The organism is Pseudomonas sp. PDM20, assembly GCF_014852575.3.
Lineage (GTDB): Bacteria > Pseudomonadota > Gammaproteobacteria > Pseudomonadales > Pseudomonadaceae > Pseudomonas.
The window spans coordinates 200,542-225,490 of the sequence record NZ_CM181224.1 but is presented as its reverse complement, the minus strand read 5'-3'; the positions used below and the strand labels follow the sequence as shown (position 1 = coordinate 225,490).

Sequence of the window (24,949 nt, the reverse complement as noted above, 5' to 3'; positions counted from 1 at the left end):
CGCCTCTTACGCCAATGGACATCCCCCTCGATGCTGCGCGCGCTCAAAGAAGAAAAATTCCTCCTCCTTGCCCTGCTGGTGGCGATTGCCGTGTACCCGCTGGAGCACAGCCTGCTGGGTGGCGGCAAGATGCTCGCGGGGATCGCCGCCAGCGCGCTGCTGGCGGTGATCATCGGCGTATCCCTGCGCGTGGCGCACCACGCCGAGATTCTTGCGGAGAAGGTCGGCGAGCCCTACGGCACCATGATCCTGACCCTGGCGGCGGTGCTGGTGGAGGTGGTGATCCTGGCGATCATGATGAACCACAACCATTCGCCGACCCTGGCCCGCGACACCATCTACGCCGCGGTGATGCTCGACATGAACGGCATCCTCGGCCTGGCCGCGCTGCTGGGCGGCCTCAAGCACGGCGAGCAGTCGTACAACGACGACTCCGGCAAGACCTACGTGACCATGATCCTCACCGCCGTGGGCATCTCGATGGTGGTGCCGGAGCTGATCCCGGCCGAGCAGTGGAAGCTCTACTCGTTCTTCACCATCGGCTGCATGGTCATGCTCTACGCGCTGTTCCTGCGCATGCAGACCGGCCAGCACAGCTACTTCTTCAGCTACAACTACGCCACCCACGGCGAGCATGGCGAAGGCCACGAGGCTCCCGGCACCAGCAAGCAATCCATGGCCCTGCTGGTGGTCGGCGTGGTGCTGATCGGCGCGCTGGCGGAGGTGATGTCCAAGGCCCTGGACGTCGGCCTGGAAGGCAGCGGCGTACCGCCCATCGTGCCAGCGCTGCTGGTGGCGGCGATCTCCGCCAGCCCGGAAATCCTCACCGCCCTGCGCGCGGCCATGGCCAACCGCATGCAGCCGGTGGTCAACATCGCCCTGGGCGCGTCGCTGTCCACCGTGATCCTCACCGTGCCGGTGATCGAGGCGCTGGCGCTGTTCAAGGGCCAGCCGATCCAGATGGCGATGACCCCGCTACAGACCGGCATGATGTTCATCACCCTGATGGTCGCCGGCTACAACCTGCACGACGGCAAGACCAACGCCATCGAGGGCATGACCCACTTCGTGCTGTTCGCCACCTTCCTGATGTTGTCGTTCATGGGACTCTGACCATGCTCAAGCTGTACCTCGCCGGCCCCGACGTGTTCCTCCCCGACGCCTTCGAGCAGGGCGAGCGGCTCAAGGCGCTGTGCGCCGAATTCGGCGTGCAGGGGCTGTACCCGCTCGATCATTCGGTGCCGGAGGGGATCATTGAGCCGGTGGCGCAGGCGCGCTGGATCTACCAGGCGAACCTCGACCTGATCCGCCAGGCGGACGCGGTGCTGGCCAATCTCAATCCCTTTCGCGGCGCCGAGCCGGACAGCGGCACGGCCTTCGAGCTGGGCTACGCCGCCGCGCTGGGCAAACCGCTGTTCGGCTACATCGACGAAGGCGGCACCTGTGCCGAGCGCCTGCCCTGCGAGTGGCAAGGCGACGAGCCGGGCTGCGACCGTGACGGCAACCAGATCGAAAACTTCGGCCTGCCGCTGAACCTGATGCTCGGCGTACCGGCGAAGATCGCCGTGGGCGGGGCGCGGGAGGCACTGGAGCTGCTGTGCAAGGAGCTGGTGCACGTGTAGGAGCGGGCCATGCGCGCGATTCGCGCCCGAAGGGGCGCTCCCACCTGCAGTTCAACGAAACAAAAAACGCGCCCTCGGGCGCGTTTTTTGTTTGGCTCGGCAGGCCGTCAGCGACGCCCTTCAAGCTTGAAGAAGAACACCTTGGTCGCCTGGCGCGCGACGATCCGGCCACCGCTGACACGGGGTTCGAAGCGCCACTTGTCCATGGCATCGCGCACGGCGTTGTCGAACATGCGCGGCGGCGTGGACTCCAGCACCTGGATGTCGGCGATGCGGCCATCGCTGGTGATGGTGAACAGCACCTTGACTCGCCCCTCGATGCCACGGTTCAGCGCCATGCGCGGGTAGACCGGCGGGTCCATGCGCAGCGGCTTGATGTCGCTGTCGTTCAGGCTGCCGGTGGGCAGGCCAGCGGGGCCTTGCGAACCGGTGGGCGCGGCCTGGGCGCCCTGGGTGAACTGGCCAACGGTCGGCGCGGCGGGCGGCGGCGGTGCGGCCGGAGTCGGCGGCGCGGCAGCTTCCTCGGCGGGCTCCGGGTCCGGCTCGGGCTTGGGTTTCGGCTTGGGCTTGGGCGAAACCTTGGGCACGGCCTTCTCGGGCGGCTTGGGTTTGGGCTTGGGCTTTTCCACCGGCTTGGGCGGCTCGATCGGCTTCGGCGGTTCGGGCTCGGGCGGCGGCGGGGTCGGCGCAGCAGCGGGCGGCTGCTGCACTTCAGGCTTGGGCGGCAGGGTGACGACACTCACCTGCATGGCCTTGGGCATCTCGCCCGCGCCCAGATTCAGCTCGGCCGGGGTGGGCATCACCCAGACCAGCGCGGCGACGATGGCCACGTGCATGGCGATCGCCAGGCCCGAGGACTTCCACCAGCCACTGGGGGGCGGCGGTTGCTCGCCCTCTTCCACGCCTTCGACCGGCGCGGCATAGGGAATCAGGACCTCTTCGGGAACCACTTCCTCGTCACGACGGGGACCCGCGCAGCTGACGAGTCGCAGGGTGGCCTCATTGACGCGCTGGGCGTTCACGCTGGGCAAATGGGCGCTGTCATCCGCCGTGGCGGAAGTGAACAGCTGTTCCTCAGCGTCCACGGCAGGAACGGGGTCCGCCGCTTTGCGCGGTTGAGATAACGACATGAGAAAGCCTGCGGGAAGAGTTCACGAAGCAGTATCTGCTGATAATTATTATCATTCACTCGTTACGCGAGGGCAACCTTATCTGTCAGATCGGCGCGATGGCACAGCGCAAAAGGTCGTCCTGCAAGCCCTGTGGATCAAGTTCCGCAGCCAGAATCAGCTCTATCCGGCTGTCCTTGCGCCAGGCGCTGGGCGTCCACGGCGCCGGACCAACGGTACGGTTGCAGGCCAGCCAGGCGTCCTCGCCGTGCAGCACCGCCTTGGCCCGCAACAGGCCGGGAAGCCCGGCCAGCCAGGCGTCCAGCTCGGCCGTGCGGAAGCGCCAGTCACGGTGGAAGCGCCATCCGACCGCCTGTCGGCCCTCTTCAACGCGCACCTGACGCAGCGGCGACTCTCGACGCAACAGCATCGCCGGTTCGATGGACGAAGCGCCCTGCGGCAAATCAGCGCCCGTCACTTCAATCGGGGTACTCGGCAGCTCGCCCAGCAGTAATCGGCCGTGGGTCGTCCAGCGCAACGCCGCCTCCGGCAAGCGCGCCACCAGGGCCGCACGCGCCGCGTCATCCAGCGCTTCGGACTTGTTCATCAGCAGCAGCGCCGTCTCGCCCAGCGCCAACTGCTGCGCCTCGGGCAAGGGCTGCCCGGCGGCCAGTGCGGCAGCATCGAGCACCATCACCAGCGGCTGCACCGCCAGCACGCCCTGCCAGGGCGCGGCGCGCAGTTGCGCCAGCAGTTGCGCGGGATGGCCGAGGCCGGAGGGCTCGATGAACAGCCGTTGCGGCCTGGCCTTGCGCAGCAGCCGGCCGAGGCCGACCTGGAACGGTGCGCCGTTCACGCAGCACAGACAGCCGCCGGCGACTTCGCCCAGGGCGATGCCGTCGTCGTCACGGGACAACAACGCGGCATCCAGGCCGACCTGGCCGAATTCGTTGACCAGCACGGCCCAGCGCTCTCCCGCCGGGCGTTGCCCCAGCAAGTCCTGCAGCAGGCTGGTCTTGCCCGCCCCGAGGGGGCCGGCGATGAGATGAGTCGGGATCTGCTTCAACATTCGCCCATGGTGCCGCCTGACGCTCGCCGGGAAAAGCGCTAGAGTCGCGGCTTTCTTTCGCCAACCCCGGATCGATCATGCGCCTGTTGCTGCCTCTCGCCCTCGCCTGCCTGCCCCTGCTCGCCCACGGCGAGGCCTGCGTGGTGCACACCCAGGGCAAGGACGTCGACGTGAAGGTCTGCCAGCAGAATCGCACCATTCCGGAAAAACTCTTCCGCGAGGGTTTCTGCCAGCCGCAGCTCAAGGACCAGAAGGTCGAGGTGACCTACGCCGAGAATTGCCCCAGCGGCGCCTTCGGTGTCTGCGAGAACGCCCAGACCCAGGGCGTGCCCTATCGCCAGGACATCCACTACTACGGCGTGGCCAGCGACGCGCGCGTCCTCCAGCCCTTCTGCGAACAACAGAGCAACGGCCACTGGCGCAAACCGCAGTAACGGTCATCGCCCTGTCACACGGCTCGGGCTTACTGACGTCGGGTACCTCACACCCTCCCGGCACCCCACGCCGGACATGATCTTGGTGAATTGGGCCGCTCTCCCCGGGCGGCCCATTTTTTTGCCCGCGCGAAACCTCAGCCGAGCCAGTCGAGCGTGAGCAGCAGGCGTCGCTCACCCGGCGCCGGCAGCGGCGAGCGGTGGACGATGCCGCCGCCGAGATTGCCGGCCCATTTCTCGCCCTTGAACAGCCCCACGTCGCCGGCGGCCATCTCGCGAATCTCCGCCCGGCTGACCGGTTCGGCCGCCGCATCGCCCAGCCGTGCGCGGGCCATGGCCCACTCCTCCAGCCATTGGCTGGCGGGGCCCGAGTAGGTCGTGACCAGGCGCAGCGGTACGTGATCGACGTGGAAGCGCGGACACATGGCCTTGTCCAGGCTGCGCAGGCGCAGGCCGATGCGCTGCGCACCGGTCAGGCAGGCGAAGGCTTCGGCCAGCCATTGCAGGTCGCTGCGAAACAGCGTGCAGCCGTCGAGCATGGCGTACTGGCGCAGCAGGTCGCCCAGTTCGACGCGCTCATCGACCACCTCGAGGCTCTGCGTCAGGTCCAGCGCCTGGGTCCCCAGCCAACCGGCGAAGCTGCTGATTTCCGGGTACAGCGTGCGTTGCCAGACGGCCAGGTTGACGTCTTCCTTGAGCACTTCGGCGAGCACCTGCGGATCGTCGCTGAGCACCTGGCGCGGCCAGACGGGGGTTTCGAGGGCGAGCATCAGGCGCCGGCCTCCCAGGGTTCGAAGGGATCGGGCAGGCGTTTCCAGGCGGTGGTGCCGGCGGCCATTTCTTCTTCGTCGAGCAGGCAGTCGTCCAGTTCGGCGAACAGCTGCGGGAAGTCCAGGTTCTGACCGATGAACACCAGTTCCTGGCGGCAATCGCCGCTGTCTTCGCGCCAGTGGCGCAGCACGCCCTGCAGCTCGGTGGTGTCCTGCGGCCAGTGCTCGCGCGGGACGAAGCGCCACCAGCGCCCGGCCAGGCCATGACGCATCAGGCCGCCGGCCTGGGACCAGCTACCGGCCTCGCGGTAGCGGCTGGCGAGCCAGAAGAAGCCCTTGGAGCGCAGCAGCCGGCCGTTGCTCCAGGGCCGGGCGAGGAAGTCGTGGAAGCGCTGCGGGTGGAAGGGCCGGCGCGCCCGGTAGACATCCGAGGAGATGCCATAGGCCTCGGTCTCCGGCAGGTGCTCGCCGCGCAGTTCCTTGAGCCAGCCCGGCGCCCGCTCGGCGCGCTGGAAGTCGAAGCGGCCGGTGTCGAGGATGCTCGCCAGCGGCACCTGGCCCATGACCATGGGCTGGATGTCGGCGTCCGGGTTGAGCCGGCGCAGGATCGCCAGCAACTCGTCACGCTCGGCGCTACCGATCAGGTCGATCTTGCTCACCAGGATCACGTCGGCGAACTCCACCTGCTCCACCAGCAGGTCGCTGAGTGAGCGCTCGTCGTCCTCGCCCAGGGTTTCACCACGCTCGGCGAGGCTGTCGGCGCCCTGGTAGTCGGCGAGGAAGTTCAGCCCGTCGACCACCGTGACCAGCGTGTCCAGCCGCGCCAGGTCAGACAGGCTGCGGCCCTGCTCGTCGCGGAAGGTGAAGGTCTCGGCCACCGGCAGCGGTTCGGAGATGCCGGTGGATTCGATCAGCAGGTAGTCGAAGCGACCTTCTCTGGCGAGGCGGCTGACCTCTTCCAGCAGGTCCTCGCGCAGGGTGCAGCAGATGCAGCCGTTGCTCATCTCCACGAGGCGCTCCTGGCCACGGTTGAGGCTGACATCGCGCTGCACCTCGCGGCCGTCGATGTTGATTTCGCTCATGTCGTTGACGATGACCGCGACCTTGAGGTCCTCGCGGTTCTTCAGCACATGGTTGAGCAGAGTGCTCTTGCCGGCGCCAAGGAAGCCGGACAGGACGGTGACGGGGAGTGGGGCGTTCACGGGGATCATCTCCAGGGATTTCAGGCTTCGCGGACGTGCAGTTCGCGCCGTTCCTGGCGCTCCTTGGCCTCGATGCACAGCGAGGCGGTGGGGCGCAGCAGCAGGCGGCGCAGACCGATCGGTTCGCCGGTTTCCTCGCACCAGCCGTAATCGCCCCGGGCCAGGCGCTCCAGCGCCTGGTCGATCTTGTCGAGCAGCTTCTTCTCGCGCTCCAGCAGGCGCAGTTGCCACTGGCGCGACTCCTCGCGGCTGGCGACATCGGCTTCGTCGCTGGCCCGCTCGGTGTCCTGCAGAGCCTGGAACTCCTCCTCGATGCGCCCTTGCAGTTCGTCGCGCTGGTCCAGCAGCAGTGCGCGGAAATAGCCCTGTTGCGCCTCGCTCATGTAGGCCTCGCCGGGCTGGGCGAGCAGTTCCTGTTCGGTCATGACCGTCTCCGGAAGGGAGTGATCTTTTATGTTATATTATAACAATGCACGCTCGACAATAGCCTGCCGACGTGCGATATCGACGCTTCGCTCCACCCATCTGCCGAGACCCTCGATGCTGCGCCGCGCCCTGCTGCTCTGCCTGTTCGCTCCCTTCGCCCACGCCAGCGGGTCCGCGCCACTGCCTTTCCCCGGCGAGGAACCGGCGCGCTGCGCCTGGTCGGCTTCGGTGCTGGCCTGCATGGACGATTCGGGGAATCTCTACAGCGTCGCCACCCAGGGCCACGACACCTACCTGCGCGGTTTCGAGGCGAGCAGCGGACGACGTTGGGCGCAGACCGGCACGCGCTACGGCAGGCTGACCTTCTTCAGCGGGGTGACCAGCGATGGCCAGGTGTGGGTCGGCACCAGCCGCGGGATCGGCTGGACCAACATCAGCCGCTTCAGCAGCTCCACGGGTGACAGTGCGCGCCTGACCTGCGGCCGGGTCAGCGGTTGCAAGCAGCACGAACGCTGACGAGCCCATTGCGGGATCGGCGGGAAGCAAATACGTTATATTATAACAATTGCCGACCGTGACCCGCCCATGACCGCCCTGCTCCCCGATATCGCCTGCCAATCCACCCGCCTGCCCATCCCGCTCGACTGGGTCGGCATGCAAGGCATCGCCGTGCCGCTGCGTATCGCTGGCGAGCGCGTTGCCGCCTATGCCGACGCCGGCGTCAGCCTCGACGAAGCCGACGCGCGCGGCATCCACATGTCGCGGCTGTACCTGGCGCTGGAGGCGCTGGCGGATGCGGAGCTTTCACCGGCGCTGCTGCGTGACCTGCTCAGGCAGTTCCTCAGGAGCCACGCGCAGCTTTCCCGGCGCGCCAGCCTGACGCTGCGTTTCGAACTGCTGCTGCGACGCCCGGCACTGGTCAGCCCGCTGAGCGGCTGGAAGCGCTACGCCTGCGAGATCCACGCGCAGCTGGAGGACGATGCGCTGCACCTGGAGTTGCACCTGAATCTGCCCTACTCCTCGACCTGCCCGTGCTCGGCGGCGCTGGCGCGCCAGCTGATCCAGGAGCACTTCGACGCCGACTTCGCCGACCGCCCGCTGAAGGCCAGCGAGGTCCGCGCCTGGCTCGGCAGCCCGCAGGGCATAGTCGCCACGCCGCACAGCCAGCGCAGCGAGGCACAGCTGAACCTGAGACTCGACCCGACCGCACCGGCATTCGCTTTCAGCGAGCTGATCGACCACGCCGAAGACGCCCTCGGCACCGCCGTGCAGACGGCAGTCAAGCGCGCCGACGAACAGGCGTTCGCCCTGGCCAATGGGCAGAACCTGATGTTCTGCGAGGATGCCGCACGCCGGCTGCACCGGGCGCTGTTGCAGCGCGAAGAGGTGTCAGGCTTCGAGGTGCGCGTGGTGCATGCGGAAAGCCTGCACGCCCACGATGCGGTGGCGGTGAGCCGCTGGGTGCGCGACTAGGCGCCGAGGTCGAGCGCCAGGCGAATCTGGTCGCGGCACTGGATGCCGTTCTCGTAGATCGGCTCGGGGTAATGCCGCACGAAGTGATCCGGCTCGATGCCGACGATGCGGAAGCCCAGGCGCTGGTACAGGCCGAGCTGGGCCAGGCTGGAGTTGCCGGTGGCGATGGTCAGACGCTGCAGGCCTGCCTCGCGCGCCTGCTCGATGGCCGCCAGCAGCAGGCGGCGGCCCAGGCCGCGCTCCTGCCATTCGTCTTCGACCGCGAGGCTGGTGATCTCGGCGACGCCGGACTCGCGGGGAGTCAGCGTCAGCACACCGCGCACGGAATCCGCCTCGTTCAGCGCCAGCAGGCGGGAATCGGGCAGGTAGCTCTCGATCTGTTCGCGGCTGGGGTCGGCCTTGAGCAACAGTGGCCAGGGCGCCTGCGCGGGCGAGAGTTCGACGAGGGACAGGTCCGGGAAGAAATTCACCATGATTCATCTACCAAAGAGTCAGTGGGGAAAGGCGGTTTAGCCTCCCCGGCCCCCCGATGCAAGCCTTTTGCTGCGCGCCGTAAAGACATCGGGCCCGGCAAGCCGGGCCCGATGGCACGCCACGAACAGGCTCAGGCGTAGAGGTCGCGGCGGCTCCAGGGCACTTCGTGGCCGCCGTCGGTATGCGGCTTGCTGGCGAGAATCTGGTGCAGGTTGATCCAGCCCTTCTTGAAGCCGTAGGCACAACCGGCCAGATACAGGCGCCAGATGCGCAGGGCCTGGTCGGGCACCAGTTTTGCCGCCTCGGCCAGCCTGGCCTCGAGGCTGTTGCTCCAGAAGTCCAGGGTGCGCGCGTAGTGCAGGCGCAGCCCTTCGACGTCGACCACTTCGAGCCCCGCCTCGCTCATGCGGGCGACGGCCAGCGACAGGTGCGGCAGCTCGCCGTGGGGGAACACGTAGCGGTCGATGAAGTCACCCGCGCCGCGCCCGACCGGGCGGCCGTCGGTGTTGCTGGAGGTGATGCCGTGGTTCATCACCAGCCCGCCCGGCCGCACCGCGTCGTACAGGTGCTGGAAGTAGAGGCCCAGGTTGGCGTGGCCGACGTGTTCGAACATGCCGACGCTGACCACCTTGTCGTAGCGGCCATCGCGCGGCAGGTCACGGTAGTCGCGCAATTCCAGGGTCACCTTGCCTTCCAGTCCTTCCGTCTTGACCCGCTCGCGGCCGAGCTTGAGCTGCTCCTCGCTGAGGGTGATGCCGTGCACCTGTGCGCCGAACTCCCGCGCCGCCAGGCGCGCCAGCCCGCCCCAGCCGCAGCCGACGTCGAGCAGCTTCTCGCCCGGTTTCAGGCGCAGCTTGCGGCACAGGTGACGCAGCTTGGCGAGCTGGGCGCTGGCCAGGTTTTCGTTGCCGGTCTCGAAGTAGGCGCAGGAGTACACCATCTCCGGGTCGAGCCAGAGCTGGTAGAACGCGTTGGACAGGTCGTAGTGGTAATGGATGGCTTCGGCGTCGGTGGCCTTGTCGTGGCTTTCGCGCACGTAGTCGGCATCGTCGTCGTCGTCACCCAGCGCGGCGCTCAGGGCGTCGGCCGTGGCGATCACTTCCTGCATCGGCCCCTCGATGTCCATTCGGTTCTCGACGTAGGCGCGACCGAGGATATCGAGGCTGGGATGGGTGATCTCGGTCAGCAGCGTGGGATCGCGGACAACCAGAGTTACCTGCGGGTCGGGGCCCAGGTCGAACGCCTGGGCCTCGCCGATGCGGATTCGCAGCGGCAACTGCAGGGACAGCAACTCAGAGGGCAGATTGGCTTTCATGCAAACCTCCTGGTCACAGGGCTGAAGAACTATAGACCAGCACTTCCATAGTCTTCGCCTATGGCCTGGCCCGCGGAAAACTATCGGGCGCCGACCGCAGCGGTGGACCTGCCGATTCCTTTGCTGTGGAGCGCCCCCCAGCGGGAGGCGTTCCAAAAGAATTCACAGGCCCCGTGCACGAAAGACCCTGCACGAAACAATAGTTCGCTACGCAAGCGTAGCAGCCGCTTCGCCACCTATCGTTGCCAAGCCTGAGATAGAGCCTTTCCTGCCCGGTAACGATGATGCCGATGTGACAGATCGTCACTCCATTGCACTACACTGTGGCCCCCTCCGCGCGCCTTCCGACCGGAGGGCCTCTGCCGTCCAAGGGGGCTGTCTTGACTACCTTCTCCGCGCCTCGCCCGGCGGTCCGCACCGTGCTGGTGGGGCTGATGCTGGCGATCTTCCTCGGTGCGCTCGACCAGACCATCGTCGCCGTTTCCCTCCCGGCGATCTCCGCAGGCTTCGGCGATTTCGACCTGCTGGCCTGGGTCATCTCCGGCTACATGGTGGCGATGACCATCTCCATGCCGATCTACGGCAAGCTCGGCGATCTCTACGGCCGCCGCGTGCTGATGCTCTTCGCCATCGGCCTGTTCACCGTCGCCTCGCTGCTCTGCGGCGCCGCCCAGAGCATGGAGCAGCTGGTGCTCGCCCGCGTCCTGCAGGGCATCGGCGCCGGCGGCATGATGTCGGTGAGCCAGGCGATCATTGGTGACATCGTCCCGCCGCGCGAACGCGGCCGCTACCAGGGCTACTTCAGCAGCATGTACGCAGTGGCGAGCATCGCCGGCCCGGTGCTGGGCGGGCTGCTCACCGAGTACCTGTCGTGGCGCTGGGTGTTCCTGATCAACCTGCCTGTGGGCCTGGTCGCCCTCGCGGTGTCGCGCCGGACCCTGCGCGGCCTGCCGGTGCCGGGGCGCAAGCCGGTGATCGACTACCTCGGCACGATGCTGATGATCGCAGGCCTGGGCAGCCTGCTGCTGGCGATCACCGAGGTCGGCCAGGGCGCGCGCTGGAACGACCCACAGATGCTCGCGCTGTTCGTCGCCGCCGTGGTGCTGATCGCCCTGTTCGTGCTGCAGGAGCGCCGCGCGCCGGAACCCCTGGTGCCGATGCACCTGTTCGGTATTCGCGCAGCCACCCTGAGCTGGCTGATCAGCTTCTTCGCCAGCTTCCAGGTCATCTCGCTGTCGGTGCTGGTGCCGCTGCGCTTCCAGTCGGTCACCGGCGCGGGCGCGGACAGCGCCGCACTGCACCTGCTGCCGCTGGCCATGGGCGTGCCGATCGGCGCGTACTGCTGCGGCCGTCTCACCGCGATCATCGGCCGCTACAAGCCGCAGATCGTCGGTGGCGCGCTGCTGATGCCGCTGGCAATTGCCGGCCTGGCGCTGACGCCGCCGAGCGCGTACTTCATCTCGGGCGTCTGCATGCTGCTCACCGGCATTGCCGCCGGCACGCAGTTCCCCACCAGCCTGGTAGCGGCGCAGAGCGCGGTGGAGACGAAACACCTGGGCGTGGCGACCAGCAACATCACGCTGTTCCGCTCACTGGGCGGAGCGGTGGGGATCGCGCTGATGTCCGCGCTGCTGCTGGCGATGCTGCAGCCGCTGGCGGGCTCGGCGGGTCATGGTCTGTCGACCAGCGCACTGCTGGCCAGCCTCAGCGGAGCCGGCCACGAGGCGCAGCGGCTCACGCTGGATGGGGTATTCGGGCACCTGTTCCTGATCAACGCGGGCTTCGGCGCCCTCGCCCTGCTGATCGCCCTGTCGCTGCCCGACCACGCCCTGCGCGGCCGGGGCAACGACTAGCGCCGCCGGCGCAGGTCAGTCCTCGTCGTTGAGGTAGCTGACCTTGCGCAGGTCCGGCAGCAGCAGGCAAACCACCAGCGCTACGCCGCACATGACCGAAACGTAGAGGTAGAACACCTCTTCCATGCCCATGGTCTTCAGGCCCAGCGCGGCGTATTCGGCCGAGCCGCCGAAGATCGCGTTGCCCACCGCGTAGGACAGGCCCACGCCCAGGGCGCGAATCTGCGGCGGGAACATCTCCGCCTTGATCAGGCCGCTGATCGAGGTGTACAGGCTGACGATGGCCATGGCCGCGATGATCAGCACGAAGGCCAGGTACGGGCTGCTCACCGCCTTCAGCGCGGAAAGGATCGGCCAGGTGAAGATCAGCCCGAGAGCGCCGAACCAGAGCATCGAGGTCTTGCGGCCGATGCGGTCGGACAGTGCGCCGAACAGCGGCTGCATGCACATGTAGCAGAACAGCGCGAAGGTCATCACGCCGCTGGCCACCTTCGGGTCCATGCCGGCGGTGTTCACCAGGTATTTCTGCATGTAGGTGGTGAAGGTGTAGAAGATCAGCGAGCCGCCGGCGGTGAAGCCGAGCACGGTGAAGAAGGCGCGCTTGTGGTGGGTGAACAGTTCGGAGAGGGTGCCCGACTCCTTGCGGTTGAGGTTCGACTCCTTGGCCGTCTCGTGCAGCGAACGACGCAGGTAGAAGGCGATCACCGCAGTGATCGCGCCGACCACGAAGGGAATCCGCCAGCCCCATTCCTTCAGCTCGTCGGTGGTCAGCAGTTGCTGCAGGACCACCACCACCAGCACGGCCAGCAGCTGGCCGCCGATCAGGGTCACGTACTGGAAGGAAGCGAAGAAGCCGCGCTGGCCCTTGAGCGCCACTTCGCTCATGTAGGTCGCGCTGGTGCCGTACTCGCCTCCCACGGAAAGGCCCTGGAACAGCCGCGCCAGCAGCAGCAGCGCCGGCGCCGCGACGCCGATGGTGGCGTAGGTCGGCATCACCGCAATCGCCAGCGAGCCGCCGCACATCATCAGCACCGAGATCATCATCGCGGTCTTGCGGCCCTTCTTGTCGGCGATGCGGCCGAACAGCCAGCCGCCGATCGGACGCATCAGGAAGCCCGCGGCGAATACCCCGGCGGTGTTGAGCAGCTGCACCGTCGGATCGTCCGAGGGGAAGAAGGCGTGGGCGAAGTACAGCGCGGTGAAGGCGTAGACGTAGAAGTCGAACCACTCCACCAGGTTGCCCGACGAAGCGCCGACGATGGCGAGGATGCGCGAGCGACGCTCGTGGGCGGAGTATTGCGGTACGGCAGGTGTGTTCATGGGGATTCTCTTGTCAGTTGGAACAGCGTCCCGTCTTGATGGACGGAAATCCTTCTGCCGTCCGTGCCCGAGCGTCGCTCCAGGAGCGGAGTTTTCCCGGACACAATCAGAAACAGTATAGACGCCTCCGATAGCCGGCTAACGAAATCCGCGGTCCCGACCGGCCCTTTTGGTTCGAATATCGGACACTTGCGAACGCGCGTTTGTCGTTTCCGATTGACCGGCCACTAGCCAGCTTCTATCGTTGGCGCGCTCCCCGCCCTGCGGGAGACTTGTCAGGTACCCCTCGCAGGGCCGGAGCCCGACCTTGTCCACAAGACAAGGTCGATTTCCATTCCCCTCGTGTAGCGGCCTCTGCCGCCTGGCCTCGGTGCCCCGTCCACACCCCCGGACGTGCAGGCACCGGGGGAATGTTGATCCGTCCCCTCGCCTTTCCCCCTGAATTTCCACGCCCTGAAACGAAAAAAGGCCCCCGAAGGGACCTTTCTCGTCGCACGTCTGAACGCTTATCGGCTTATTCCACCGTCACGGCTTATTCCACGGTGACCGATTTGGCCAGGTTGCGCGGCTGGTCGACGTCGGTGCCCTTGAGCACGGCGACGTAGTAGGACAGCAGCTGCAGCGGCACGGTGTAGAGAATCGGCGCCAGGCAGTCGTGGATCGCCGGCATGCCCACCACGTGGGTGCCTTCGCCATCGCTGATGCCGCTGCCGCCTTCGGCGAAGACCACCAGCTCGCCGCCACGGGCGCGGACTTCCTGCAGGTTGGACTTGAGCTTCTCCAGCAGCTCGTTGTTCGGCGCTACGGTGACCACCGGCATGTCGGCGTCGACCAGCGCCAGCGGGCCGTGCTTGAGCTCGCCGGCCGGGTAGGCCTCGGCGTGGATGTAGGAGATTTCCTTGAGCTTCAGCGCGCCTTCCATCGCTACCGGGTACTGGGCGCCACGGCCGAGGAACAGGGTGTGGTGCTTCTCGGCGAACAGCTCGCTGATCTTCTCCACCACCTTGTCCATGGACAGGGCTTCTTCCAGGTGGGTCGGCAGGCGGCGCAGCTCGTTCACCAGCTCGGCTTCGACGCCGTCGCCCAGGCGCTTCTGCACCTGGCCGATGCCCAGGGTCAGCAGCAGCAGGGCGACCAGCTGGGTGGTGAAGGCCTTGGTGGAGGCCACGCCGATTTCCGGGCCGGCGTTGGTCAGCAGGGTCATGTCCGACTCGCGCACCAGCGAACTGGTGGCGACGTTGCAGATCGCCAGGCTGGACAGGAAGCCCAGCTCCTTGGCGTAGCGCAGCGCGGCCAGGGTGTCGGCGGTCTCGCCGGACTGGGAGATGGTGACGAACAGGGAGTCCGGATGCACCGCGACCTTGCGGTAGCGGAACTCGCTGGCGACTTCGACCTGGCAGGGAATGCCGGTCAGGCTCTCCAGCCAGTATCGGGCGACCATGCCGGCGTGGTAGCTGGTGCCGCAGGCGACGATCTGCACGGTGCGCACCTTGGCCAGCAGTTCGCGGGCCTGCGGGCCGAAGTTGTCCACCAGCACCTGCTGGGCACCCAGGCGGCCTTCCAGGGTGCGCTGTACCACGGCGGGCTGCTCGTGAATCTCCTTGAGCATGAAGTGGCGATAGCCGCCCTTGTCGGCCGCCTCGGCGCCTTCGTGGTAGCGCACTTCCTCGCGCTGCACCGGGTTGCCCTTCACGTCCCACAGCTGCAGGCCGTCGCGACGGATTTCGGCGATGTCGCCTTCTTCCAGGTAGATGAAGCGGTCAGTGACCTGGCGCAGCGCCAGTTGGTCGGAAGCGAGGAAGTTCTCGCCATGCCCCAGGCCCACCACCAGCGGGCTGCCGCTGCGTGCGGCGAGGATGCGGTCGGGTTGCTTGCTGCTGATCACCGCCAGGCCATAGGCACCGTGCAGTTCCTTGACCACCGCCTTGAGCGCGACGCTCAGGTCGCCCAGCTCACCCAGGCGCAGGTGCAGCAGGTGGGCGATGACCTCGGTGTCGGTCTGTGAGGTGAACTCGTAGCCGCGCGCCTTGAGCATTTCACGCAGGGGCTCGAAGTTCTCGATGATGCCGTTGTGCACCACCGCCACCTCGCCATGGGAAAAGTGCGGGTGGGCGTTGGCCTCGGTGGGCGCGCCGTGGGTGGCCCAGCGGGTGTGGGCGATGCCCAGGCGACCGAGCAGCGGCTGCTCGGTAATGGCCTGTTCGAGACTGGAAACCTTGCCGGCGCGGCGGCGGCGATCCAGCGCACCGCTATTGTCGATCACCGCCACACCGGCGCTGTCGTAGCCACGGTATTCCAGGCGCTTGAGGCCTTCGACGAGGATCGGGGTGATATTGCGCTCGGCGATGGCGCCTACGATTCCACACATGGCTTGGGTCTCCTGTCAGTCTTCGCAGCGCGCGCGGATCACTTTCACGCCGCGCGCCTGGATCAGTTCGAACGCTTCATCGCTCAGGCGTTCGTCGGTAATCAGGGTCTGGACGCTGCTCCACGGCAGCTCCAGGTTGGGAATGCGCCGGCCCAGCTTGTCGGCCTCGGCCATGACGATCACCTCGCGGGCGACCTCGGCCATGACCCGGCTCAGGCCCAGCAGTTCGTTGAAGGTCGTCGTGCCCCGCTCCAGGTCGAGCCCGGTGGCGCCGATGAACAGCTGATCGAAATCGTAGGAGCGCAGCACCTGTTCGGCCACCTGGCCCTGGAACGACTCCGAGTGCGGGTCCCAGGTGCCGCCGGTCATCAGTAGCACCGGTTCGCGCTCCAGCTCGCGCAGGGCATTGGCCACGCTCAGGGAATTGGTCATCACCACCAGGCCGGGCTTGCGGCCCAGCTCCGGGATCAGCGCGGCGGTGGTGCTGCCGCTGTCGATGATGATCCGCGCGTGCTCGCGGATGCAGGCAGCCGCGGCGCGGCCGATGGCCTGCTTGTAGCGCGACAGCGGCTGGCTCGGCTCGGCGATCAGCTCATGGGGCATCGGCACCGCGCCACCGTAGCGACGCAGCAGCAGGCCGTTGCCTTCCAGGGCAGCCAGGTCCTTGCGGATGGTCACCTCGGAGGTGGCGAAGCGGCGCGCGAGATCGTCCACGCTGACTTCGCCCTGTTCGGCGAGCAGCGCCAGGATGTCGTGGCGGCGTTGAGGTGTGTTGCGTTTCGACATGAACGATCAAGTTTCGATTCGAAAGATAAGTGTGCGAATCAAAACCTATGTTCTTTCGTTCGTCAAGAATTTCCGGTGTGATTGAAATCTCTTTCTGTAGGAGCGCGACATGCGCGCGATCGCGGGCATGGCCCGCTCCTACAGGGAAAGAATCGCGCTCAGTCGACTTCCAGGCGATTGCGCCCACCGCGCTTGGCACGGTACAGCGCCTGGTCGGCGCGCTCGAACACGGCTTCGGCGCGCTCGCCTTCGCGGAACGCCGTCAGGCCCGCCGAGCAGGTGATGCTCAGGCGTTCGCCCTTGAAGTGGAACGGGCAGGCTTCGATGGCGCCGCGCAGCACGTCGAGCAGTTGCTGTCCGCCGTCCAGCGGCGTGGCGGGCAGCAGCACGACGAACTCCTCGCCGCCGTAGCGGGCGATGAAATCGGTCTTGCGCACGCGCTTGGCCAGTTCGTTGGCGATGATCTTCAGCACCTTGTCACCGGCAAGGTGGCCGAAGTCGTCGTTGATGCGCTTGAAGTGGTCGACGTCGAGCACCGCCAGCAGCAGGTCACCGCCGTAGCGCTCCCAGCGCGAGACCTCCAGCTCCAGCCGCTCGCTCAGCGCGGCGCGGTTGGGCAGGCCGGTCAGGGCATCGGTCATGGCCTTCTGGCGCTGGTCCTCGATATTCGCCTGGAAGGTGCGGGCCTCCTCTTCCATGCTGGTGACGCGGGTCACCAGCGACTGGATGCGCTCGCCCACCTCGCGCTCACGGACTTCGCGCTCCTCGCGGAAGCGGTCCATGGTGCCGACCAGGCCCTGCAGGCGCGACTCGACATTGCGCTTGAGGCCCTCAAGGTCGGTGGCTTCGAGCACGCTTTCCTTCAGGCCGCTGACCTGTTCACGCAGGGTATCGTCAAGGTCGCGGGCGCTGGAGCTGGAGCCGCTGTGATTCTCCTGGACCGCCTGCAGGCCGTCGAGGAAGGTGCCCAGGCGTTCGTTGAGCTGGTGCAGGTAGCCTTCGAACTCGCGCTGGCCGCTGTCGTTGAGAGACAGCACCAGGACGCCCAGGTCGTCCAGCACCGGCACCAGTTCGTACCAGTTGAGGCTGCCATGGATGCGCGAGCGCAGCTCCTCGGCCTGGATCTGCTGGGCGGCCGGCAGGTGCATCTCGTCCAGCAGGCGCAGCAGGCTCGCCTCGATGTGTGGCGCCACAGCGCTGTAACCGGGCTCCGGGCACGGCGGCAGGGCGTAGGGATCGTTGGCCTGTCGCGCGTCTTCCGGCGTGCCGAACAGGCCGGGCGGCACCGGCAGGCTGTCGAGCAGCTTGGAATCGTCGCGGGCGACAGACTCTGCCACGCGCGCCGGGACCAGCACTTCCGCCATGGCGAAAGCTTCGCCCGGCGCGGCCGGGGACAGTGCGGCGACGGGCTCTGGCGCAGAGGCCGTGGCAAGGGCGCCGGCCCGCTCCATGACGGGCTCGGCAACCGCCTCAGCGACCACCGACGCGGCAGGTGCAGGTGCAGGTGCAGCAGGTTGCCCGACGGCGGGCACAGGTTCATCCACCACTACTTCGTCGAAGGGCGCTGCCTCTGCCGTTGCGGCGGGCGCAGTGGGCAGCGATTCCGGCAAGTCTGCGTCGTCGTTGTCCCGGCTGCCGAACAGCCGTTGCAGGAAGCCGGGGCGCTGCTCGCCGCCACCATTGCCGAAATGATCCAGCACCTGGCGCTGCAGGCGGCTCAGTTCGGCCAGCAGGGCCGGCAATTCACGGGAGGAGCTGCCACGGCTGGGAATGTCCTTGGCCAGGCGCTTGAGTGGCTTGCGTACGTCACCCGGCATGTCCAGGGACAGCAGTTGTTGCGACAGCTGGCCCAGCGCGGCGATGTTCTGCTCGACGCGCTGCTGGCGGCGCTGCTCGGAGTCGAGCACGGCCTTTTCCAGCTGCGGGATCAGGCGCGACAGGCCGGCGTCCATCTCGTCGCGGCGCAATACCTCGCGCAGCTCCTTCATGCACGCGTCCACCGCCTTGTCGCTGCCTTCAGCGGCCAGGCTGCTGCGCACCAGTCCGCGACGCAGAAGGTCGAGACGGGCATCCCAGCGGCGCTCGAGCTTTTCCTGCTGCTCGAGGTTGTCCAGGTACTTCTGTTTCCAGCGCTGGTCGTCGTCGCGACTCATTCAGGGGCCTCGCCGCGCAAGGCGAGCGACGAGGACGAACGCAGGGCATCCGGCAGGCGGATTTCCACGGCCACGGGCAGGTGGTCGGAAATCGGGTGCGGGAGGACACTGACGCGTTCCAGCGCCAGCTCGGAACTGAGCAGGATGTGGTCCAGGCAGCGCTGTGGGCGCCAGCTGGGGAATGTGGCCTCGACCTGCGGGGCGATGAGCTGGAGGTCGCGCAGCGGCGAGCTTTCCAGCAGGTCGGTGGCATGGGTGTTCATGTCGCCCATCAGCACATGGTGGCGGTAATCCTGCAGCAGCTCACGGATGTAGGCGAGCTGGCGGGTGCGGGTCCGCGCGCCGAGGGCCAGGTGCATCATCACCACGGCCAGCGCGTCACGGCCTTCGCCGAAGCGCATGAGGATCGCGCCGCGTCCGGGCGGGCCGGGCAACGGGTGGTCTTCCAGGGCGGTGGGCTGCAGGCGGCTGAGCAGGCCGTTGCTGTGCTGGGCGATGCGCCCGAGATTGCGGTTGAGCTGCTGGTACCAGTAGGGGAAGGCACCGAGCTGGGCCAGGTGTTCGACCTGGTTGATGTTGCCGGAGCGGATGCTGCCGCCGTCGGCTTCCTGCAGGGCGACCACGTCGTAGTCGTGGAGCAGTTCGCCGATGCGCTGCAGGTTGCTGGCGCGCCCGGCGGCCGGCAGCAGGTGCTGCCAGCCGCGGGTCAGGTAGTGGCGGTACCTTTCGGTACTGATCCCTACCTGGATGTTGAAGCTGAGCAGGCGGAGCCGACCGTCGTCGGGCAGGCCGGCGGGTGTCCCATGGGCGGCATTCACCCGCGGGACGCAGGCCCCCGCGACACGATCACGAGTCCGCCGGCGCAGCATCGTCGTCGGACCTTACTGAGCGGCCTTGGCGTCGGCGCGTTCCTTGGCGATCAACTGGTCAGCCAGCTGCAGCGCCTCGTCCGGGCCACCGGCCGAGCCGATGTCGAAGCGGTACTTGCCATTGACCACCAGGGTCGGCACGCCGCTGATCTGGTAGGCCATCGCCAGTTTCTTGGCCTTCTCGATCTGGCCCTTGATGGCGAAGGAGTTGTAGGTGCTCAGGAACTTGTCCTTGTCCACGCCCTGTTCGGCGACGAAGTCAGCCATTTCTTCCGGGGTGGTCAGGGCTTTCGGGTTGTTGTGCAGCTTCTCGAAGATCGAGTGGTGCACCTTCTTCTCCACGCCCATGGATTCCAGGGTCAGGAACAGCTGGCCGTGGATGTTCCACAGGCCGCCGAACATGGCCGGAATGCGCACGAAGTGAACGTCGGCCGGCAGCTTCTCGACCCACGGGTTGATGGTCGGTTCGAACGCGTAGCAATGCGGGCAGCCGTACCAGAACAGCTCCACCACCTCGATCTTGCCGGGCTGGGAGACCGGGACGGCCTGGTTCAGCTCGGTGTAGTTCTTGCCCGCTTCGAAGTCGGCGGCGTTCGCGTTGACGGCGAACAGGCCGGCGAGGGCAAGAGCGGCGGTGAAAATCAGGTTACGCATGGTTCACTCCTTGGCTGAGCGGAACCGCCACGCTGCACGCGGCGGGATGAAGCGGTTTGACCGGAGGGGCCAGACACGGTTCCAGCATTGTAGTGGGGGCGGATGCAAAAAAGGGCGGCCTGAGCCACCCTTTTTTTCGAAGCAGATTTTCGATCTGGCGTTTCCGCCACAAGGGCTGCTTAGTGCAGGCCTTCGATGTAGCTGGAGATCGCGGCGATGTCCTTGTTGGACAGCTTGGCGGCGATGCTGCGCATGATCATGGCGTCGCCGTCGTTGGTGCGCTCGCCTTCGCGGAAGGCGGTCAGCTGCTTGGCGGTGTAGGCCGCGTGCTGGCCACCCAGGTGCGGGAAGCCGGCTTCGGCGTTGCCCTGACCAGCCGGGTTGTGGCAACCGGTGCAGGCCGGCATGCCTTCGGCGAGCTTGCCGCCGCGGAACAGGGCCTCACCCTGGGCGACCAGCTTGGGATCGGCGGCGCCGACGCTGGGGTTCTGGCTGGAGAAGTAGGCGGCGATGTCTGCCAGGTCCTCATCGCTGAGGTTGGTCAGCAGGCCGGTCATTTCCAGCACGGTCCGCTTGCCGTCCTTGATGTCGTGCATCTGCTTGAGCAGGTAACGCTCACCCTGCCCGGCCAGTTTCGGGAAGTTGGGCGCCATGCTGTTGCCATCGGCGCCGTGGCAGGCACCACAGACAGCAGCTTTCGCCTGACCGGCCTTGGCATCGCCAGCGGCGTTCGCCACACCGACAAGACCCAGGGTCAACAGCAGACTCACGATCAATTTGTTCATCAGCTAATCCAATAACGGCTAAGGGTGAAAGAGTAAGGCCTGGGAGTTACTTCGACATCCACTGGATAATTGTCTGGTAATCCTCGGCGCTGCAGTCGGTGCACAGGCCGCGAGGCGGCATCGCGTTGAAACCGTTGGTCACATGTTGCACCAGCGTGTCCATGCCCTTGTCCAGGCGTGGCTTCCAAGCGGCGGCGTCGCCCTTTTTCGGCGCCATTGGCAACTGACCATTGTGGCAGGCGCCACAGGCTCTGTTGAAAACGGCTTCCGGATCCTGGGCCGCCAGGGCGCTGGATGCCAGCGCGGCAACGATGGCTGCGAACAGCAGTTTCTTCATGATTATCCTCATCGCAGGGAACATCCGCGTTCTTGATTGCGCGGACTCCAACGTTCCCGTGTGGCTCGACCCTGGGGGATAAAGCGCACACAAAATCCGCGGCATTATATACTTCAGATGCCCAAACGGAAACGAAACCGCCCCCCGCGACACCGCGTCGCACCCGCCGCGAAGTTACCCATGTCCTCGAATAACGCTACGAAAAACCCGATTCTCGGCCTCTGCCAACAGGCCACTTTCCTCATTTCCGCCGCCAAGGTGAACCAGTGCCCGGAAGACTCCGGCCTGGAAGTCGCCTTCGCCGGCCGCTCCAACGCGGGCAAGTCCAGCGCGCTGAACGCGCTGACCCACGCGAACCTGGCGCGGACCTCCAAGACCCCCGGCCGCACCCAGTTGCTGAACTTCTTCCGCCTGGATGACGAACGCCGCCTGGTCGACCTGCCCGGCTACGGCTACGCCAAGGTGCCGATCCCGCTGAAGCTGCACTGGCAGCAGCACCTGGAAGCTTATCTCTCCAGCCGCAATGCGCTAGCCGGCGTGGTGCTGATGATGGATATCCGCCACCCGCTGACCGATTTCGACCGCCTGATGCTCGACTGGGCGCAGGCCAGCCAGCTGCCGATCCACGTGCTGCTGACCAAGGCCGACAAGCTGGCCTACGGCGCGGCGAAGAACGCGCTGCTCAAGACCCGCAAGGAAATCCTCGACGGCTGGGGCGATGTCGCCACCCTGCAGCTGTTCTCGGCACCCAAGCGCCAGGGCGTGGAGGAGGCACAGCTGGTCCTGGCCGGTTGGCTGGGGCTGCTGGACGAGGAAGAAGAGGAGGCCGGCGAGGAGGCCTGAGGCCAAATCGCAGGCAAAAAAAACCCCGAGCTTCGTATGGGGAGGGGGAAGTTCGGGGTTTAAGTCCGGACCGCTAGGGCGGGGTCCAGTAATCTGCCAACACTAAACACTGCAAAGGAGCATCGAAGGGCTTCACCAGCCATTCACGAGTTCTGACTCGGCTCCGCGCGGGAAAGTTCAGCGGGTCACAAAAGATTTTTTCAGGCCGCCTCCGAAGGGCCTGAACAATCGTGCCAGAAGGCCCGGCTGGCGGGCCTTGTGACCGTTCGTCCAGTCGTCAGTGCGCCTCGTCCCAGTTCGCCCCGACACCGGCTTCGACGACCAGCGGTACGTCCAGTTCCGCCGCGCCGCTCATCAGTGGCCGAATGCCATCGCGGACCTGATCCACCAGGTCCTCGCGCACTTCCAGGACCAGTTCGTCGTGTACCTGGAGGATGACGCGGGCATCGATGCCGCTTTCCTGCAGCCAGTTATCCACAGCCACCATGGCGCGCTTCATGATGTCCGCAGCCGTTCCCTGCATCGGTGCGTTGATCGCGGTGCGTTCGGCGGCCTTGCGCATGGCGCCGTTCTTCGAGGCGATTTCCGGCAGGTACAGGCGACGACCAAACAGGGTTTCGACAAAGCCCTGCTCGGCGGCCTGGGCGCGGGTGCGTTCCATGTAGGCCAGCACGCCCGGGTAGCGGGCGAAATAGCGGTCGATGTAGGCCTGGGCCTCCTTGCGCTCGACGCCGATCTGCTTGGCCAGGCCGAAGGCGCTCATGCCGTAGATCAGGCCGAAGTTGATCGCCTTGGCGCTGCGGCGCTGGTCGGAGGTGACCTCTTCCAGCGGCACGCCGAAGACTTCGGCGGCAGTGGCGCGGTGCACGTCGCGGTCATGGCGGAAGGCGTCCAGCAGGCCTTCGTCCTTGGCCAGGTGGGCCATGATGCGCAGTTCGATCTGCGAGTAGTCCGCCGCCAGCAACTGGTAGCCCTTGGGCGCGACGAAGGCCTGGCGGATGCGCCGGCCTTCGGCGGTACGGATCGGGATGTTCTGCAGGTTCGGGTCGCTGGAGGACAGCCGGCCGGTCGCCGCCACCGCCTGGTGGTAGCTGGTGTGGATGCGCCCGGTGCGCGGGTTGATCTGCTCCGGCAGCTTGTCGGTGTAGGTGCTCTTGAGCTTGCTCAGGGAGCGGTACTGCATGATCACCTTGGGCAGCTCGTAATCCTGCTCGGCCAGCTCGGCGAGGACGGCCTCGGCAGTGGACGGCTGGCCGGTGGCGGTCTTGGACAGCACCGGCAGGCCGAGCTTTTCATAAAGGATGGCGCCCAGCTGCTTGGGCGAGCCGAGGTTGAACTCTTCACCCGCCAGCTCAAAGGCCTGGCGCTGCAGCTCGACCATCTTCTCGCCCAGTTCGACGCTCTGCTTGCCCAGCAGGTTGGCATCGACCAGCGCGCCGTTGCGCTCGATGCGCGCCAGTACAGGCACCAGCGGCATCTCGATCTCGGTGAGCACCTTGGCCAGGGACGGGATGGCTTCCAGCTTCTGCCACAGGGTCTGGTGCAGGCGCAGGGTCACGTCGGCGTCTTCGGCGGCGTAGGGGCCGGCCTGCTCCAGGGCGATCTGGTCGAAGGTCAGCTGCTTGGCGCCCTTGCCGGCGATGTCCTCGAAGCGGATGGTGCTATGGCCGAGGTACTTGAGCGCCAGGCTGTCCATGTCGTGGCGGGTCGCGGTGGAGTCCAGCACGTAGGATTCGAGCATGGTGTCGTAGGCGATGCCCTGCACGGCGATGGGCGTCGAGGCGTTGGCCAGGACGTTCATGTCGTACTTGGCGTGCTGGCCGACCTTGCGCTTCTTCGGGTCCTCCAGCAGCGGCTTGAGGGCCTTGAGTACCAAGTCGCGGTCCAGCTGCGCCGGCACACCCATGTAGCTGTGGGCCAGCGGCACATAGGCGGCTTCGCCTTCTTTGACTGCGAAGGAAACGCCCACCACCTGCGCCTGCTGCGGGTCGAGGCTGGTGGTCTCGGTGTCGAAGGCGATCAGCTCGGCGGCCTCCAGCTTCTTCAGCCAGGCGTCGAACTGGGGTTGCTCCAGAACGATCTCGTAGAGCTTCTCGGCCGCGGCAGCCGGGGCCTCTTCCAGCGCCAGCTGCGGGCTGCCGGCCTTGGCCGCCTGGCGTTGCAGATCATCCAGCCCGGTCTTGAATTCCAGGGTGCGATACAGCTCGGTCAGGGCCTCGCGGTCCGGTTCGCCGGGGTGCAGGGCTTCGATCTCGACGTTCAGTTCGACATCGCACTTGATGGTGGCGAGCTGGTAGGACAGGTAAGCCATGTCCTTGTGCTCTTCGAGCTTGGCCGGCAGGCCCTTGGCGCCGCGGATCGGCAGTTCGGGTACCTTGTTCAGGCTGGCGTAGAGCACATCGAGGCCGCCACCGACGCCGGTGAGCAGGCCGAGGGCGGTCTTCTCGCCGACACCGGGCACGCCGGGAATGTTGTCGACCTTGTCGCCCATCAGTGCCAGGTAATCGATGATCAGCTCAGGACCGACACCGAATTTCTCCTTAACGCCATCCACATCGAGCACGCTACCGGTCATCGTGTTGACCAGCGTAATGTGCCCGTCGACCAGCTGCGCCATGTCCTTGTCGCCGGTGGAGATCACCACCGCCCGACCGCCAGCCGCGCTCTGCCGGGCCAGGGTGCCGATCACGTCGTCCGCTTCCACCCCTTCCACGCAGAGCAGGGGCAGGCCGAGGGCGCGCACGGTGGCGTGCAGCGGCTCCACCTGCACGCGCAGGTCGTCCGGCATCGAGGGGCGATTGGCCTTGTACTCGGCGAACATCTCATCGCGGAAGGTCCCGCCCTTGGCATCGAAGACCACCGCGAAGGGGCTGTCCGGGTACTGCTTGCGCAGGCTCTTGAGCATGTTCAGCACGCCCTTCACCGCTCCCGTGGGCATGCCGCTGGAGGTCATCAGCGGCGGCAGGGCATGGAAAGCGCGATACAGGTAGGACGAGCCGTCCACGAGGACGAGGGGTGCTTGGCTCATGAGGGGAATCAACCTTTTCAGAAGGGCTCGGGCTAAAATGTCCGTAGCCAATTCGACAA

Annotated in this window: 22 protein-coding genes and 2 pseudogenes; 8 read left to right on the top strand and 16 right to left on the bottom strand. The window is 66.5% G+C overall.

Annotated features, from left to right (window positions below; translation table 11 throughout):
* Positions 1 to 30 precede the first annotated feature (30 nt).
* The 3 genes and pseudogenes from IB261_RS01070 to IB261_RS01060 all read left to right on the top strand — a co-directional run.
* Positions 31 to 618 (top strand): annotated as a pseudogene (locus IB261_RS01070) (calcium:cation antiporter family protein); the annotation flags it as partial.
* A 60-nt stretch (positions 619 to 678) separates the two neighbouring features.
* Positions 679 to 1,113 (top strand): annotated as a pseudogene (locus IB261_RS01065) (calcium:cation antiporter family protein); the annotation flags it as partial.
* A 2-nt stretch (positions 1,114 to 1,115) separates the two neighbouring features.
* Positions 1,116 to 1,622 carry a nucleoside 2-deoxyribosyltransferase gene (locus IB261_RS01060; RefSeq protein WP_192383411.1) on the top strand — a complete coding sequence of 169 codons (507 nt, stop codon included), beginning with the start codon at positions 1,116 to 1,118 and terminating at the stop codon, positions 1,620 to 1,622.
* A 107-nt stretch (positions 1,623 to 1,729) separates the two neighbouring features.
* On the opposite strand, the gene IB261_RS01055 is transcribed toward IB261_RS01060, so the two are convergent.
* The gene (locus tag IB261_RS01055; RefSeq protein WP_192383412.1) at positions 1,730 to 2,752 is read right to left on the bottom strand and encodes an energy transducer TonB; all 1,023 of its coding nucleotides are present in this window, start codon (positions 2,750 to 2,752) and stop codon (positions 1,730 to 1,732) included.
* An 85-nt stretch (positions 2,753 to 2,837) separates the two neighbouring features.
* The gene (locus IB261_RS01050; protein ID WP_192383413.1) at positions 2,838 to 3,800 is read right to left on the bottom strand and encodes a CobW family GTP-binding protein; all 963 of its coding nucleotides are present in this window, start codon (positions 3,798 to 3,800) and stop codon (positions 2,838 to 2,840) included.
* Positions 3,801 to 3,877: 77 nt separating this feature from the next.
* Here IB261_RS01050 and IB261_RS01045 point away from each other — a divergent pair, with 77 nt between their 5' ends.
* Positions 3,878 to 4,234, top strand: coding sequence for an NADH:ubiquinone oxidoreductase (locus tag IB261_RS01045; protein ID WP_192210449.1), 357 nt, complete (start codon positions 3,878 to 3,880; stop codon positions 4,232 to 4,234).
* Positions 4,235 to 4,371: 137 nt separating this feature from the next.
* Here IB261_RS01045 and IB261_RS01040 read toward each other — a convergent pair whose 3' ends face one another.
* Genes IB261_RS01040 through dksA form a run of 3 tightly spaced genes read right to left on the bottom strand, consistent with a single transcriptional unit; the run spans position 4,372 to position 6,631 of the window.
* Positions 4,372 to 5,004 (bottom strand): DUF1826 domain-containing protein, encoded by a 633-nt coding sequence (locus IB261_RS01040; RefSeq protein WP_151188959.1) that lies wholly within the window; start codon positions 5,002 to 5,004, stop codon positions 4,372 to 4,374.
* On the bottom strand, positions 5,004 to 6,206 hold the full coding sequence (gene zigA / locus IB261_RS01035) for a zinc metallochaperone GTPase ZigA (RefSeq protein ID WP_192383414.1): 1,203 nt from the start codon (positions 6,204 to 6,206) through the stop codon (positions 5,004 to 5,006). The genes IB261_RS01040 and zigA overlap by 1 nt, the downstream gene beginning before the upstream one ends.
* Positions 6,207 to 6,226: 20 nt before the next feature.
* Entirely contained in the window at positions 6,227 to 6,631 is a 405-nt protein-coding gene (dksA, locus tag IB261_RS01030) for an RNA polymerase-binding protein DksA (RefSeq protein ID WP_081518815.1), read from the bottom strand.
* Positions 6,632 to 6,746: 115 nt separating this feature from the next.
* On the opposite strand from dksA, the gene IB261_RS01025 reads away from it, so the two are divergent.
* Positions 6,747 to 7,148, top strand: coding sequence for a hypothetical protein (locus tag IB261_RS01025; RefSeq protein ID WP_192383415.1), 402 nt, complete (start codon positions 6,747 to 6,749; stop codon positions 7,146 to 7,148).
* A gap of 69 nt (positions 7,149 to 7,217) precedes the next feature.
* Complete coding sequence (gene folE2 / locus IB261_RS01020) at positions 7,218 to 8,105, top strand: GTP cyclohydrolase FolE2 (RefSeq protein ID WP_192383416.1); 888 nt, start codon at positions 7,218 to 7,220, stop codon at positions 8,103 to 8,105.
* Here folE2 and IB261_RS01015 read toward each other — a convergent pair.
* Complete coding sequence (locus IB261_RS01015; RefSeq protein ID WP_151188954.1) at positions 8,102 to 8,578, bottom strand: GNAT family N-acetyltransferase; 477 nt, start codon at positions 8,576 to 8,578, stop codon at positions 8,102 to 8,104. The two genes, folE2 and IB261_RS01015, sit on opposite strands and share 4 nt — an antisense overlap.
* Positions 8,579 to 8,709: 131 nt before the next feature.
* Positions 8,710 to 9,894 carry a C17 cyclopropane fatty acid synthase CfaB gene (gene cfaB / locus IB261_RS01010; protein ID WP_192383417.1) on the bottom strand — a complete coding sequence of 395 codons (1,185 nt, stop codon included), beginning with the start codon at positions 9,892 to 9,894 and terminating at the stop codon, positions 8,710 to 8,712.
* Between the two features lie 434 nt (positions 9,895 to 10,328).
* Here cfaB and IB261_RS01005 point away from each other — a divergent pair, with 434 nt between their 5' ends.
* Positions 10,329 to 11,747 carry an MDR family MFS transporter gene (locus IB261_RS01005; protein WP_192225740.1) on the top strand — a complete coding sequence of 473 codons (1,419 nt, stop codon included), beginning with the start codon at positions 10,329 to 10,331 and terminating at the stop codon, positions 11,745 to 11,747.
* Between the two features lie 15 nt (positions 11,748 to 11,762).
* Here IB261_RS01005 and IB261_RS01000 read toward each other — a convergent pair whose 3' ends face one another.
* From IB261_RS01000 to IB261_RS00965, 8 genes are all read right to left on the bottom strand, one after another.
* On the bottom strand, positions 11,763 to 13,067 hold the full coding sequence (locus IB261_RS01000; RefSeq protein WP_192210453.1) for an MFS family transporter: 1,305 nt from the start codon (positions 13,065 to 13,067) through the stop codon (positions 11,763 to 11,765).
* 532 nt (positions 13,068 to 13,599) lie between these two features.
* Positions 13,600 to 15,435: a glutamine--fructose-6-phosphate transaminase (isomerizing) gene (gene glmS, locus IB261_RS00995; protein ID WP_081518821.1), complete on the bottom strand. Its 1,836-nt coding sequence runs from the start codon at positions 15,433 to 15,435 to the stop codon at positions 13,600 to 13,602.
* A gap of 15 nt (positions 15,436 to 15,450) precedes the next feature.
* Positions 15,451 to 16,221, bottom strand: coding sequence for a DeoR/GlpR family DNA-binding transcription regulator (locus IB261_RS00990; RefSeq protein WP_081518822.1), 771 nt, complete (start codon positions 16,219 to 16,221; stop codon positions 15,451 to 15,453).
* Between the two features lie 158 nt (positions 16,222 to 16,379).
* Positions 16,380 to 18,374, bottom strand: coding sequence for a GGDEF domain-containing protein (locus IB261_RS00985; protein WP_192383418.1), 1,995 nt, complete (start codon positions 18,372 to 18,374; stop codon positions 16,380 to 16,382).
* The gene (locus IB261_RS00980) at positions 18,371 to 19,243 is read right to left on the bottom strand and encodes an endonuclease/exonuclease/phosphatase family protein (RefSeq protein WP_081518824.1); all 873 of its coding nucleotides are present in this window, start codon (positions 19,241 to 19,243) and stop codon (positions 18,371 to 18,373) included. The genes IB261_RS00985 and IB261_RS00980 overlap by 4 nt, the downstream gene beginning before the upstream one ends.
* A gap of 12 nt (positions 19,244 to 19,255) precedes the next feature.
* Positions 19,256 to 19,897 carry a thiol:disulfide interchange protein DsbA/DsbL gene (locus tag IB261_RS00975; RefSeq protein WP_192383419.1) on the bottom strand — a complete coding sequence of 214 codons (642 nt, stop codon included), beginning with the start codon at positions 19,895 to 19,897 and terminating at the stop codon, positions 19,256 to 19,258.
* A 179-nt stretch (positions 19,898 to 20,076) separates the two neighbouring features.
* Positions 20,077 to 20,682: a c-type cytochrome gene (locus tag IB261_RS00970; protein ID WP_081518826.1), complete on the bottom strand. Its 606-nt coding sequence runs from the start codon at positions 20,680 to 20,682 to the stop codon at positions 20,077 to 20,079.
* A gap of 46 nt (positions 20,683 to 20,728) precedes the next feature.
* The gene (locus IB261_RS00965; RefSeq protein ID WP_017521244.1) at positions 20,729 to 21,019 is read right to left on the bottom strand and encodes a c-type cytochrome; all 291 of its coding nucleotides are present in this window, start codon (positions 21,017 to 21,019) and stop codon (positions 20,729 to 20,731) included.
* Between the two features lie 180 nt (positions 21,020 to 21,199).
* Here IB261_RS00965 and yihA point away from each other — a divergent pair, with 180 nt between their 5' ends.
* Positions 21,200 to 21,862, top strand: coding sequence for a ribosome biogenesis GTP-binding protein YihA/YsxC (yihA, locus tag IB261_RS00960; protein ID WP_045213409.1), 663 nt, complete (start codon positions 21,200 to 21,202; stop codon positions 21,860 to 21,862).
* A gap of 277 nt (positions 21,863 to 22,139) precedes the next feature.
* Here yihA and polA read toward each other — a convergent pair whose 3' ends face one another.
* The gene (gene polA, locus IB261_RS00955; protein ID WP_192383420.1) at positions 22,140 to 24,890 is read right to left on the bottom strand and encodes a DNA polymerase I; all 2,751 of its coding nucleotides are present in this window, start codon (positions 24,888 to 24,890) and stop codon (positions 22,140 to 22,142) included.
* Positions 24,891 to 24,949 lie beyond the last annotated feature (59 nt).